The sequence below is a fragment of the Roseibium sp. MMSF_3412 genome, assembly GCF_030733265.1.
Taxonomy (GTDB): domain Bacteria; phylum Pseudomonadota; class Alphaproteobacteria; order Rhizobiales; family Stappiaceae; genus Roseibium.
The window spans coordinates 126,745-140,111 of sequence record NZ_JASHJI010000019.1 but is presented as its reverse complement, the minus strand read 5'-3'; the positions used below and the strand labels follow the sequence as shown (position 1 = coordinate 140,111).

9 protein-coding genes are annotated in these 13,367 nt (G+C 60.1%); 5 read left to right on the top strand and 4 right to left on the bottom strand.

The window, feature by feature from the left end:
• Window positions 1–375: 375 nt before the first annotated feature.
• The 4 genes from RBB49_RS24760 to RBB49_RS24745 all read left to right on the top strand — a co-directional run bounded on the left by RBB49_RS24760 (window position 376) and on the right by RBB49_RS24745 (window position 8,164).
• A complete protein-coding gene (locus RBB49_RS24760; RefSeq protein WP_306145590.1) occupies window positions 376–1,359 on the top strand; it encodes a LysR family transcriptional regulator in 984 nt (327 codons plus the stop codon).
• 429 nt (window positions 1,360–1,788) lie between these two features.
• The gene (locus RBB49_RS24755; protein WP_306145589.1) at window positions 1,789–4,968 is read left to right on the top strand and encodes an S-layer family protein; all 3,180 of its coding nucleotides are present in this window, start codon (window positions 1,789–1,791) and stop codon (window positions 4,966–4,968) included.
• A gap of 89 nt (window positions 4,969–5,057) precedes the next feature.
• A complete protein-coding gene (locus RBB49_RS24750) occupies window positions 5,058–6,797 on the top strand; it encodes a type I secretion system permease/ATPase (protein ID WP_306145588.1) in 1,740 nt (579 codons plus the stop codon).
• Window positions 6,794–8,164 (top strand): HlyD family type I secretion periplasmic adaptor subunit, encoded by a 1,371-nt coding sequence (locus RBB49_RS24745; RefSeq protein WP_306145587.1) that lies wholly within the window; start codon window positions 6,794–6,796, stop codon window positions 8,162–8,164. Before RBB49_RS24750 ends, RBB49_RS24745 begins: the two co-directional genes overlap by 4 nt.
• 344 nt (window positions 8,165–8,508) lie before the next feature.
• On the opposite strand, the gene RBB49_RS24740 is transcribed toward RBB49_RS24745, so the two are convergent.
• From RBB49_RS24740 to ltnD, 4 genes are read right to left on the bottom strand one after another with little or no spacing between them, the layout of a single operon-like run.
• The gene (locus tag RBB49_RS24740; protein ID WP_306145586.1) at window positions 8,509–9,270 is read right to left on the bottom strand and encodes a hydroxypyruvate isomerase family protein; all 762 of its coding nucleotides are present in this window, start codon (window positions 9,268–9,270) and stop codon (window positions 8,509–8,511) included.
• Entirely contained in the window at window positions 9,267–9,914 is a 648-nt protein-coding gene (locus tag RBB49_RS24735; RefSeq protein WP_306145585.1) for an aldolase, read from the bottom strand. Before RBB49_RS24735 ends, RBB49_RS24740 begins: the two co-directional genes overlap by 4 nt.
• Window positions 9,911–11,149, bottom strand: coding sequence for a 3-oxo-tetronate kinase (otnK, locus tag RBB49_RS24730; RefSeq protein WP_306145584.1), 1,239 nt, complete (start codon window positions 11,147–11,149; stop codon window positions 9,911–9,913). Before otnK ends, RBB49_RS24735 begins: the two co-directional genes overlap by 4 nt.
• Complete coding sequence (ltnD, locus tag RBB49_RS24725; protein ID WP_336623439.1) at window positions 11,149–12,078, bottom strand: L-threonate dehydrogenase; 930 nt, start codon at window positions 12,076–12,078, stop codon at window positions 11,149–11,151. Before ltnD ends, otnK begins: the two co-directional genes overlap by 1 nt.
• Before the next feature lie 144 nt (window positions 12,079–12,222).
• On the opposite strand from ltnD, the gene RBB49_RS24720 reads away from it, so the two are divergent.
• A complete protein-coding gene (locus tag RBB49_RS24720; protein WP_306145583.1) occupies window positions 12,223–13,227 on the top strand; it encodes a LacI family DNA-binding transcriptional regulator in 1,005 nt (334 codons plus the stop codon).
• The last annotated feature ends 140 nt before the right edge of the window (window positions 13,228–13,367 follow it).

Below are 13,367 nucleotides of genomic sequence, written 5' to 3'. Positions count from 1 at the left end.
GTTGGTAATGGATACAGATTTTAACATGACCGGGGTCCCCGGAAGGAGGACAAAGTCCGACGCAACGGGGCAGAAAAACACCAAATCCTGCGCACGAAACCAAAATCAGCCCGCACGCCAAATGCCTGCGGACTTTTTTTTAGAAATCAGCTAACGCCAGGACTGCCGCCAGCTCACGTTTGGGACACACACGGGTGATCGCCTGTCAGGGCGCGAAACCTCAAGATGTCCGGCCCTGCGACCACGTTTGGTGTTGCCGGCGTGGTTATGCGCAACTCACCAGGTTACAAGTTCTGTCAAAACATTGTCACTTTACCAAAGAGAGCGTGCAAAACACATTGGGGTCCAACGGCAACGGGGAAACTCTGAAAACCTATGAACCTTCGGGACCTGCAATATGTCGCCGCCGTCGCGCACCATAGGAATTTTACCCGTGCCTCGCGCGCCATTCATGTCAGCCAGCCGGCCCTTTCAAACCAGATCAAGAAGCTTGAGGCAGAGCTTGGCGTTCAGATTTTCGAGCGCACCCGCACCGAAGTCCTGCTGACGAAATTCGGCGAGCAGATCGTTGATATGGCGCTTGAGATCAACGGTCTGGTCGACCGGATCGCTGAGACCGCGCAGGAGCACCGAAAGCTTGAGGCCACACCCTTCCGTCTTGGGATGACACCGACGCTGGCCGCCTATCTCTCCGGTTATTTTCTCGACATGACGGCCGAACTCTTTCCGGACCTGAAGCTGGTGATCGTCGAGGAGAAGCCGCTCGAATTGTCCCGGATGGTCGAGCAGATGCAACTGGATGCCGCGCTGATTTCACGGAACAGCCACACGATGATCTTTGGTGACGGCGGTGAGGAGGCTCCTCGGTTCACCCCGCTCTGGCAGGAGCCGCTCTATCTCGGCATGCGGAAGGACCACGTTCTCGCAAAGCGGGACGGAATACGCGCCAAAGAGGTCCCGGCGGAATACCTTATCCGCTTCGATGTGCCCTTCGGATACGATCTTGAAAAAGACCTGCCGGCCTCTTCGCCTGATGCCGCAGAGCGTCTCGGTATCGATGTCAGGTCCGCGCGCTTTGAAACGCTTTGCCGCCACCTCGTGCACACCGATGCCTGCACGATCATCAATGCGATCGCGGCGGAGCAGTTCAAACGTGACAATCTTGACCTGACCTTCGTCCCGTTCGATGACGTGGGCAGGCTGCGCGAACTCGGCGCGATCACGCGGCAGAACTATTCCCGTTTCGGTGTCATTTCATCGATCAGGGAGTTCATCTCCCAGACGCCGCCGACCGGAACGATTGGTGCGGACCTTCGCGCCGTACGCGTGCCCGTCGAAAGCAGCGCTGCCATTTTGTGAAAGCTGCCCGGATCCGCCATCTTTCATCCGGTTCCCGAAATCAGCTCCTGAATTCTGCATTTTCCTCAAAACCAGGCAGTGTCCGCTGCGTCTGCGAGACCAAAATCCGCCAGCTGTCCTCGGTCCGCTGAAGGCGGTGCACCGCGACAAGGCCACTTGCACCTGTCTGCAAGTGCGAAATCACTTCACGTTTTTTCCATCTCAGTTGAACAAATAAAATCAGGGTTTCATCGATAGGCGCGCAACACATTGTAAGAAATAAAGAAAACGTCGAATGACAGTCACATGACCCGTGATTATTTCGAATGGTTATGGCGCGTATTGGCAATATGAATTTCAAGAAAGGGAGCGCTCACAACAGATCCATGAGCACCGGGCGCCATCGTGCAGAGGGTGTACCCGGGCCACAAAACTCATGGAGATTTCCAAATGGTATCTGGGATGCTTGCCGGTATTCGGGCGCGATTGCTCACGACGTCCACACTGGCCCAAGAAACTGCTCGTGATGGCCAGTCGCTGACGAACGGCGTTTTCAACAACGTGGTGGTCGACAACACACCGGCCTTCGTTCTCGACAACGATTTCACCCGTTTTCTGAACTTCGGTCAGGTGACCACCAACAATGCCGCCGCCGCTGTTGCCGTCGGTGGTGACGATGCGCAGGTGTTCAATTTCCGCAACGCCCGCATCGAAGCCAATAGCGGTCCGGACGCGCTCGCGACCGGCATCCAGGTCAGTGGCAGTGCCGACATCAGGAACTTCGGCATCGTTGACGGAGAGTTCAACGGCGTTCAGTTCGCCGGTGCACTGTCTTCCGGAAGGCTGGACAATTTCAGCGGCGGGGTGATCTCCTCCGACAGCCGCGCTGTCGACATCCAGGGCGAAGGCGTCAGCGTTCGTAACTTTGGCGACATTGTCGGCACAGGCGACCAGCGCAACGGCACGATCTACACCAACAGCACAGCGGAAGACTTTTCGATCAGCAACTTCACAGGCGGCACGATCGACGCCGGTGAAGGCAACCAGGGCGCCGGTATCTCGCTCCAGGTTGGCGATGAGCTGAACGATGTCGTTGAAGGCGCCATCTTCAATGGCTTTGGCGCCGTCATTCAGGGTCGCGGTGATGCAGCTGCCTCCAACACGCCGCTCGCCGGCGACGGCATCCGCATTGACGATGGCGCGGAGGGCGCCGTTCTGGAGACCGATATCTTCAACAGCGGCCTCATCAGCACGGAAAGCAATCAGGGCACGACAGCCGGCATTCGGATTGCCGATGGCGTTGCTGCCGAAGGCCGGATCTTCAACGCCAGCACCGGCACGATCGAGGGTCCGCGCAACGGCCTTTACATTGGCGATGCCGAGCACGATCTCAGTGTTCAGAACTTCGGCACGATCCAGTCCGGCAGCCGGGCGGTGAACATTGACGGGTCCGGTGTCGATCTGCTCAACGGTGGCGACATTCTCGGTACGGGCGACCAGCGCAACGGCACGATCTATGCTGATGACACGGCGCGTGACTATTCGATCACCAACCTGCCGACCGGTGTCATTGACGCAGGTGAACACAATGATGGCGCCGGTATCTCGCTGTCGCTGGCAGCAGACGGCAACGGCGACGTGGAAGTCGATAACGCCGGCACGATCAATGGCCGCGGTCAGGCGTCTGCCGGTGCAGGTACTGCCGGCGACGGCATCCGCCTGGAAGGCGTGCGCCTGAATGAAGGCGGATTTGCCGCTGCACTCTTTGAAGGTTCGATCACCAACTCCGGGACTGTCACGGCAGAAAGCCAGCAAGGGACTGCCGGCGCATTCCGTGCGGTCAACGGTGTGGACTTCCAGGGATCCCTGGTCAACGAAGAAGGCGGCGTATTTGCCGGTGCGCAAAACGGTGTCTATTTCGGCACAGGTGATCATTCCGGCGGCTCCTTCATCAACCAGGGTCTGGTTTCGTCCGACAGCCGGGCACTGAACATCGACGGCGAAGGCCTGGATGTCATCAACCAGGGGGCAATCTTGGCAACCGGCGCACAGCGCAACGGAACCGTCTATGCCGATGGGACAGCCGACAACTACACCTTTACCAACCAGGGAACCGTCGACGCAAACGGCAACGATGCCTCCGGTGTCTCGCTCCAGACCGGTGATGTCGACGGTGACATCGTCTCTGCCTCGATCCTCAACCAGGGCGCTATCTTTGGAGGCGGTGACGCAACCGAAGGAAACACGGTCGGCGATGGCTTGCGTCTGTTCTCGAACGTGGAAGATGCCGGGTTTGCCGGTCTTGTCGAAAACGAGGGTGTCATCGCCGGTTCGGATGAGTCTGATGCCGCTGCGGGTATCCGGATCGACGGTGGTCTTGATATCCTGGGAGCCATCATCAACGAGGGCGAGATTTCCGGCAAGGTCAACGCCATTGATGCGCGCGATGCCGGTGATGTCACAATCGTCAATGACGGTGGTATCATCGACGGCAATGTTCTGCTCGGTGACGGGGATGACATCTTTGTCGACCTCGGTCTTGTCGACGGCGTTCTCGATGGCGGGGCCGGACGTGATACGCTGATTGCCGGTGACGGCGACAATGTTCTCGTCGGCGGTCTCGGCAACGACTTCCTGGACGGCGGCGAGGGCACCGACACGGCTGACTTCTCTGATCTGGACGTCGCGGTCAACGTCAACCTCGGTGCAAACGGCAATGGAACGGCAACCCGGGATACCGGCTTCACCGTCCGTGTCGACAACGCCGTGGTTGCCGCACCTGCCCAGTTCGGATCTGCCATTGCCGACGGTGCTGCATTCGTTGATCAGGCGACCGCCGGAAACCTCTACTACAACATCCACACGTCGGACTTTCCTGGCGGAGAGATCAGGGGTCAGCTCCTCGTCGACAGCGATGTTACCGAGCACGGTATTCGCACGATCGAGCTTTCCGGCGGGCTTGATGCCGCGCAGGAGCCTGGACCGCTTTCCGACAGTGAGGCAACGGGCGAGGCAAGCGTGACAATCGTGCAGAACCTGGCGACGGGTGAAGTCACCTATTCGAGCGTTCTCGATGTTTCTGGCCTCAACGAAGCCGATCTGCAGACGCCGATCCCGGGTGTTGTTTCGGCCATCCATCTGCACAACGCACCTGCCGGCCAGAACGGTCCGGTCGTCCAGGATACGCTCGTGGATGCCGGGGCGACCGTCGATGCCGTGGAGCCGATCACCAACACAGGCGTCTTCGGGGAAGACGTTATCGAAAACCGCGTAGAGACGGATGTCCTCAACTCGATCGAAAACGTCATCGGTTCCAACGATGGCGACGTCATCACCGGCAGCGGTTTTGACAACGTCCTGAACGGTGCCGGTGGTGACGACCTGCTCGAAGGTGGCGATGGCTCCGACATCTTCGTTGCCAGCCTCGGTGCAGACACCGTTAGCGACTTCGAACTCGGCTCGGATCTGATTTCAGGGGGCGATTTCGCGCCTGACTTCGATGTGGCTGAAGTTCTTTCCGGCGCGATCCAAGATGGCTCGGATGCAGTCCTGTCCTTTGGGTCAGACAGCACACTGCGCCTTGTCAACGTCGACGCGTCGCAACTGAGCGAAGACGACTTCCTCGTCTAAGCCGGTTGCTCAGGGTGGCGGTGCCCGTCGTCGCCACCCTGTGCCTTTCCAAGTTTTTTGACCCAAACCCCGTGAATTGGAGCAAGCAAATGTTCCGCAAAACCTCTCCCGTCCGGCATGCCTGGTCTTCCCTCAGTGCCGGTTTCCTCGCAATCGCGCTCTTCAGCATGGCGCTGAACATTCTGGCCCTTGCCGCGCCGCTCTACATGCTTCAGGTCTATGATCGCGTTCTGACCAGCCAGAACATGGATACGCTCATCGCACTCACGCTGCTGCTGGGTGGTGTCTTTGTGGTCACCGGTCTGCTCGACTGGATCCGCCAGCGTATGCTGAACAGGCTGGGTGCCAAGTTCGAATTGAAGGTCGGCGTGCCGGTTCTCAATGCAGCCATGCGCCGGAAAGTCGACGGGAACCTCGCTTCGAGCGACAACTCGATTGAAGATGTCAATGGTTTCAGGGACTTCCTGTCCGGAATCACGCTGCTAGCCTTTTTCGACGCTCCCTGGATCCCGGTCTATATCGGCGTCCTTTACATCCTTCATCCCTATCTTGGTCACCTGGGACTGGCGGGGGCGATCGTCCTGACGGTCCTTGCGCTTATCAACAATGCGCGTAGCCACACCACGATGATGGAGGCCGCTGAAGCCCGCCGGCGCAGCGATACGCTCTACCGGGCGGGCGAGGCAAATGCGGAAATCGTTCATGCGATGGGCATGCGCAGCGATCTGGCGCACCGTTGGAGGGATCTTCAGTTTGAAGCGCATCGGCTGAAGACGCTTGTGAATGACCGCATCTCGACGTTTTCGGTCACGTCCAAAACCCTGCGCACCGGGCTGCAGTCGGCTATCCTCGGTCTTGGTGCGGCGCTTGCGATTAGCGGTGAAAGTTCCGCCGGCATCATGATTGCGGCGACGATTGTTCTCGGCCGCGCACTTGCGCCGATCGATCAGCTCATCGGGCAATGGCGAAGTTTTCTCGCCGCAACGGGATCCTATGGAAAGCTGAAACAACTTGTCCATGAGTACCCGGTCGAGCCGAAACGTCTTCGTCTGCCAAGACCGCAGGTTTCCGTAAGTGTCGCAATTCAAAAGGCAGGGCCACCCACGGCGCAAAACGCGACGCTTTCCGATATCCGCATGAACCTCCAGGCCGGAGATGCCGTTGCTGTGATCGGTCCGAGCGCTTCGGGGAAATCAACGCTCGCCAAGATGCTGGCCGGTGTCTGGGCACCCCAGCGCGGGACCGTGCGCCTCGACGGTAACCCGACCGCGAAATGGGATCCGGAAGAATTGGGCGGTCATATCGGCTACCTGCCCCAGGAAATCGCCCTCTTCGACGGCACCATCCGGGAAAACATCGCGCGGTTCGCCGCCGAGATCGACGATGAACTTGTTCTGGAAGCAGCACTTGCCGCCGATGTCCACGATCTGATCTCCAATCTGCCTGATGGCTACGAGACCAGGATCGGCAACGGTTTCTTCTTGTCCGGCGGACAGAGGCAGCGCATCGCTCTTGCCCGCGCACTTTACGGGAACCCGTTCCTGCTGGTTCTGGACGAGCCGAATTCGGATCTGGATTCCGCCGGAGAGGCCGCGCTTCACAAAGCCATCCGGTCCATGCAGGAGCGCGGCAGCATCGTTGTCATGATGACCCACCGTCCCAGCACGCTGCAGGTCGTCGACAAGGTACTGGTTCTCAATCACGGCGTTCAGACAGCCTTCGGAAACCGGGACGACGTCTTGCGTGACACGAAACGCAACGTTCTCCCGGCCAGCCGTCAACATGGCGGCAATATCGACAAACCTGCTCAGGAAAGGGCAGTCCAATGAAAGAACTGACACTTTCTCATCAAAACCGCCACGTCTCGCACCTTTCCCAGAAGAACCATGATGTGAAGGGGACGGCCGAACCGCGGATCGGTTTCCTCGTCTTCCTCGGGTTGATGGTGCTGGGCCTGTTCGTTGGAGGGGCTGCCTACTGGTCGCTGCAGACGAAACTGGACGGGGCGGTGATCGCCCAGGCGTCATTTGTTGTCGATGGAAATCGCAAGACTGTGCAGCATCTCGACGGCGGCATCGTGCGCGAGTTGTTCGTCTCCGACGGCGACGTCGTGGAAGCGGGCCAGCCTCTTGTTGTTTTCGACAGCACGGAAGCAGATGTCGACCTGACCGTTTTGAGCAGTCAGGTCGGCGAGCTCACCGCGCGGCGCGCGCGACTTCTTGCACAGATCAGCCAGGCGGAGACTTTTCGCCGAAGCGATGTTGAAGCCCTCATTGTGGCAGACGTTCCGGAGGTTCTTTGGGAAAGCGCTTACCTTACGCAGAAAAGGGTATTCGACACGGAGGCGCGCGCCCGGGCCAGCGAAAGGAATGTCCTGAAGCGGCGCATGACCGCGCTACGGGATGAAATTGCGGGCCTGGAAGAACAGCGCCGGTCCAACGAGCGCCAGCATGCGATCTCCAGCAGTGAACTGGAGTCCCTGCAAACCCTTTTTCAAAAAGGGCTCGTGACGGCGGCCAGGATCAATTCCATCCGCCTGGAAATTGAACGTCTGGTCGGCCTTGAGGCAGCACTGAGAACAGACCAGGCGCGGGCGCGCAACGAAATTGGCGAGCTGGAACTCAATGACGTCAGCGCGCAGCAGCAGCGACTGGAAGCGGCAACGGAGGGACTTGCTGCGGTCGAGGGACAACTCGCGGCCGTGGAACCACAATTCAAGGGCGCGGTGGAACGTCGGAAGCGTGTGGTCGTGAGCGCGCCTGTCAGCGGTACGGTCGTCAACATGGCGCTGCATACACTCGGCGGTGTGGTCAGGCCGGGACAGGATATTCTTGAACTGGTGCCACAGAGCGAAGAACTGGTTGTCGAAGCACGCATCAACACGGCGGACATCGAGAAGCTGGCAATAGGTCAGGCGTCCCGTATTCGTCTCAGTGCGTTTGACCGGGAAGAGATCCCCGAAGCAAAGGGGCGCATTTTCGACATCTCGGCTGATGCGGTCACGGATGAGCGGACAGGAGACGCCTTCTATGTGGCGCGGATCAGGCTCGACGCGAAACAGTCTGCCGATGTCGACAAACTGGAGCTTGTTCCGGGCATGCCGGCGGACCTCTTCATCAGAACGGGAGAGCGGACGGCACTCAGCTACCTCGCTCAACCACTCAGCGAAAGACTGTCGCGCACCTTCATCGAATAAAAGTGACCCGCCAGGGTCTGGCGAAAGGGCAGCGCAAGCTGCCCTTTCGCGTTCTGTTTGGACACCGTCGTGCTGCGGCTGTCACGTATTGATGCCATCCGGCAAGCTCGTGCTTCCGGCGCAAATCCACCGGGACCCTGTATTCCATAAATCTTCGACCGCAACCAAAAACAGCCCGCACGGCAAAAGCTTGCGGGCTTTTTCTATGGTGAACCAAAACAAGAACCGAAACCAACGGTCAATAGATGCGGAGGACTTGAGTCTGGTGGTGGCAAGACTGATAAGCGCAGGAGCGCCGAAGTGTGCGCAGTCTCGGACCCTAATGCAAAAGTAGCTTGCACGTCTCAGGTCGACTGCAGCCAGCCGAGCGTGTCTTCGGTCGCTTTCGCTGGCTTGTATTCCGCGCCAAGGGGCTTCGTCCAGCCCAGAGCCCTGATTTCCGAAAACACGGTCCGATAGTCGAGTTCGCCGCTGTCCGGGGTTCCCCGATCCGGGACCGAGGCGAACTGGATATGCCCGATGATCGGCAACAAGGTGCGCAACCGGGTGATCACGTCGCCTTCGGTCCGGCCCACATGGTAGCAGTCGAACATCAGCTTCAGATTGGATGCGCCGACATCTTGGATCAGATCTGCCGCCTGCTCGGTTGTTCGCAGGAAATATCCTGGAGCGTCATGCTCATTGAGCGGTTCAATCAGCATGGTCAGACCGTGTCTGGCGCCCCGGGTGCACGCATAATCAAGGTTGTCGATGAAGGTATGGCCGCCTGCGATGCTCTGGTCGAACCCAGCCATGACGTGGACACCATGTGCTCCGATTGCCGCCGCGTAGTCGATGGCTTCGTCGATTGCCGCGCGGGCTTCGGCTTCCCTGCCCGGAATGGCCGACAAGCCGTTGTCTCCGCGCGCCACATCACCGCGCCGCGTGTTCAGTCCCAGCATTTCAAGACCGGTTTCGGCAAGCGCCTGCTTAACCTCCCGTGCCGGGGTATCGTAGGGCCAGTGACATTCGACGGCGTGGAAGCCGGAGGCACCCGCCGCGCGGATAGCATCCGGCAGGGGCCGGTCCGCAAACAGGAAACCGAGATTGGCGGAGAACCTGATCATTCATCCCACTCCACATCGAACTTCGTGACAATCTTCCGGACCTGCCCGCCGCTGAGCGCCCGTGCTTCGACACCGCGCAGCATCATGGCCAGTCTCGCGGTTTCCTCAAGTTCCTCGATCGCGTTACAGGCGGCCGCGACATCTTTGCCGGCCACCACGGGACCGTGGTTCGCCAGCATGACGGCGCTCCGCTTTCCGGCCAGTCCGCGAACCGCCGCACCCATTGCGGGGTCGCCGGGCAGGAAGAAGGGCAACAGCTTGACCTTGCCGAGCAGCATGATCGCATAAGGTGTCAGCGGCGGCAGAAAATTGTCTTCGTCAACATCCGGCATCATCGACAAGGCGACGGAATGGCAGGAGTGAAGGTGAACCACGGCACCGGCCTTGCTGCGCGTATCGTAAAACGCGGTGTGAAGCGGCATTTCCTTGGTCGGCGGGTCGCCGGCAATCAACACGCCTTTTGCATCGAAGCGGCTGAGACGGCCGGGGTCGAGACGGCCAAAGCTGGTGCCGGTCGGAGACACCAGCAGGCCGCCGTCGCCGGTCCGGGCCGAGATGTTGCCAGTGCTGCCATGTGTCAGCCCCCGGTCGAACAGGGACCTGGCCAAAAGGCAAATCTGTTCACGAAGTCCGGCCTCGTTCATGTGTCACCCGCGAGCAGCCTGTCGGCCTTTTCGAAGAAACCCTCGGAGCCGAAATTCCCGGATTTCAGGGCAACCACCAGGTCGGGCCGGGCTCTGAGCGCAGGAACCCCGGGGTCGATTTCAGGTCCGATTTCGAGGCTGTTGAGACCAAGCCCCTCGACAACGGCTCCGGAAGTTTCGCCCCCGGCGGTAATGATGCGGCACACACCTGCCTGCACGGCCAGCCGGGCAATTTCGGCGAAAAAGGTCTCAAGCGCCTCGGACGACGTCTCGCGGCCGTACTTTTCCTGGACCCGGGCGACCTTGTCCGGATCGGCTGAGCTGTAGGCCAGTGGCAGTCCTTCTGTGCCGAGGAGCCAGTCGGCGATATCCCGCGGAGCGAGGCGTCCCTCGATGACATCGGCTGCAACGATTTCGCGGGCGGGATGCCGGGCGGCGTGGTGGGCGACCTGCGCCCGTGTTGCAACGGAGCACGATCCGGAGAGCACGATCGATTTTCCCCGCTGCGCATGCCAAGGGGGCGCGGAGGCCATGCAACCGAAATTGGCCGGAAGACCCAGAGCGACGCCGGATCCGCCTGTGATCAGCGGCAAGTCCCTTGCGGCACTTCCGATTTCAATCAGGTCTTCGTCGCGAATCGCATCGACGACGATATGCCGGTGGCCTTCACTGTGCTGCGCCTCAAGCGACTGCCTGATCTGCGCGGCTCCCGCGAAGACGTCTTCAGCGGAAACGTGCCCGACCGTATGCCGCGTCTGCGGTGCAAGCCAACGCCGGATATCCGGGTCGCTCATGGGCGTCAGCGGATGATTCTGCATACCGGATTCACTGAGAAGCCGGTCTTTCACGAACAGGTGTCCCTGATAGAGAGACCGGCCAGTCCCGGGGAATGCCGGACAAACGATGACAGGGGCAGCACCAAGGGCATCTGCCAAGGCATCGGCCACGGGTCCGATATTGCCGTCAGCCGTTGAGTCGAACGTCGAGCAGTATTTGAAGAAGAACTGCCCGCACCCCTGTTGCCTCAGCCATTCCAGAGCGGCCAGCGACTGCGCGACGGCCTTGCCGGGATCGATGGAACGGGACTTCAGCGCGACAACGCCGGCTTGAACATCATCCCCGGCAGGCGTGTCCGGAATGCCGGTATATTGAACCGTGCGCATGCCGCCCTTGGCTAATGTATTGGCCAGGTCGCTCGACCCGGTGAAGTCGTCGCCGATGCATCCCAACAGCATTATGCGTCTCCCGGCAGCGTGAGCCCGGCGTTGCGGGCATAGACCTTGGCCACCGCCGCGTCGTCCTCGCCGCCAAGCCCCATCCCGGCCGCCGCGAGAAATTGCTGAAGGGCCGCGGCCGTAATCGGAGCGCTGAAGCTGGCCGATTTTGCGATGTCCAGCACGATGCCCAGATCCTTCGGCCAGATATTCACCTGGCTCAGCGGCGTGTAGTCGCCGGTCACGATATGGGGCGCCCGGTTCTCCAGCATCCAGCTTGAGCCGGCACACTGGCTGATGACCTCAACGAATTTCTCCGGCGGCACACCCTGGGTCATCCCGAAGGTCAGCGCCTCGGCCATTGTTGCGATGTGCACGCCTGCCAGCAACTGATTGACGGCTTTCATCGCCGAACCGGCTCCGGCTTCCGTTCCAAGCTCGAAAACTGTCTCGGCTGCAGCGTCCAGAACCGGACGTGCGGCAGAAAACGCGTCCTGCGACCCGGCGGCCATGACTGAGAGCTGGCCCCTTGCCGCCTTGGCCGCCCCGCCGGAAATCGGTGCGTCGAGATAGTGGATGCCCCTTGCGTTGCATCTGTCCGCCATGTTGCGGGCAAAGTCCGGTGGGACCGTGGCACAGGCAAGAATGACTGAACCCTCGCGCATTTTGGGCACGACGCCATTGTCACCGAACAGGACATCCTCGGTCTGCGCGGCGTTCAAAACGACAATGACGGCGGCATCCAGCAGGCCGGCGATCTCGGCCAGCGACCCTGTGGCCCCGCCTTCCGACCGGAATTTCTCAACCTGCGCCGGGACAACGTCAAACCCGTGAGTGACCAGACCAGCCAGCAGGCAGGACTGGGCAATTCCGTACCCCATCGAGCCGAGGCCAACGACAGCTGTTCGGAACGTACCCGTCATTTCGAGAACCTCATTCAGCGTGAACATTTACATTTCAATCGGTCGCTGGTATCGGTACCGGTATCGATACCAGTTGTCAATCAACGATGATTGCACGAGCCTGTCGATTGTGCCCGGAGCTCCGGGACGGTAGACCCTGCAGGGGCAGAACCCATCGAGGGGGAACAGTCTTTGGACCAAAAGAACCGTATCACGCTGGCGGAAGTCGCCGTGGCGGCGGGTGTCAGCAAGATGACCGCATCGCGCGCGCTGCGCGGGGCAGGCGATGTGTCCCGGAGCAATATTGACAAGGTTCGGCAAGCGGCGAGGCAGATGGGCTATGTCGGCAATCATCTGGCCTCATCGCTATCGGGTCAGAGATCCAGCCTGATCGGCGTGATCGTTCCCAGCACGGCAAATATAGTCTTTGCGGAGGTCCTTGCCGGGATCGCCGAGGGCATTGAGGGCAGCGGTCTGCAGCCTGTTTTCGGGGTCACCGACTACGATCTTGAAAAAGAATACGAAGTGATCCGGAACATGCTGTCCTGGAACCCGGCCGGCCTGATTGTCACCGGGCTCGATCAATCGCGCGACGCGCGTTTGCTGCTGGAGAATGCGAAGATACCCGTTGTGCAGATCATGGACATGGACGGTGTTCCGGTCGATGCCTGTGTCGGCTTTTCCCAGCGTGCGGCCGGCGGGGCGATGGCGGAAGCCCTGCTGGGAACCGGCCGTAAGCGATTTGGTTATGTCGGTTGCGGTCTTGATGCCGACTTTCGCGCCAAAAAGCGGTTTGAGGGCTTCCAGGAAGCGCTTTCGCGGGCTGGCCGGACTTTCGAAACCACCCGGATCGCAGAAGGCTTTTCGACCGTGAAGGCCGGACGTGAGCTCACATCGAAAATACTCGAAGCTAATCCCGACCTGGACTGCATCTGCTATTCAAATGACGATCTCGCCGCCGGTGGCGCGTTTCACTGTATCTCGGCGGGGCTGTCTGTCCCGGAGGCGTTGACGCTCGCAGGGTTCAACGGGCTCGAATTCGTGAAAAGCCTCCCGGTCACGATCGCGACGACTTTGACCCCGCGCCGGGAAATCGGACATGCCGCCGCCAGGATCGTGCTTGGATCGAACCGGGACGAGCAGGTGGAAAAGCCCGCCCGGATCGAGTTTGAGCCCAAAATCGACCTCGGTGTCTGAAGTCGGGAGCAAATCGGCCCGGCCACGGGAGTGACCTGCTGTGTCACCGGATTGAGCCGGCCGTTGGAACGGGTCTCGCTTTTGCAATGAACGGATGACGGAGGTAATGCCTGAACTCCCTTATGGTCATCAGTTCTTTT

Coding starts and splice junctions, on each gene's coding strand:
- RBB49_RS24740 (WP_306145586.1), bottom strand. CDS start 9,270: ATGATCAGGTTCTCCGCCAATCTCGGTTTCCTGTTTGCGGACCGGCCC.
- RBB49_RS24760 (WP_306145590.1), top strand. CDS start 376: ATGAACCTTCGGGACCTGCAATATGTCGCCGCCGTCGCGCACCATAGG.
- RBB49_RS24735 (WP_306145585.1), bottom strand. CDS start 9,914: ATGAACGAGGCCGGACTTCGTGAACAGATTTGCCTTTTGGCCAGGTCC.
- RBB49_RS24750 (WP_306145588.1), top strand. CDS start 5,058: ATGTTCCGCAAAACCTCTCCCGTCCGGCATGCCTGGTCTTCCCTCAGT.
- RBB49_RS24745 (WP_306145587.1), top strand. CDS start 6,794: ATGAAAGAACTGACACTTTCTCATCAAAACCGCCACGTCTCGCACCTT.
- otnK (WP_306145584.1), bottom strand. CDS start 11,149: ATGCTGTTGGGATGCATCGGCGACGACTTCACCGGGTCGAGCGACCTG.
- RBB49_RS24755 (WP_306145589.1), top strand. CDS start 1,789: ATGGTATCTGGGATGCTTGCCGGTATTCGGGCGCGATTGCTCACGACG.
- ltnD (WP_336623439.1), bottom strand. CDS start 12,078: ATGTTCACGCTGAATGAGGTTCTCGAAATGACGGGTACGTTCCGAACA.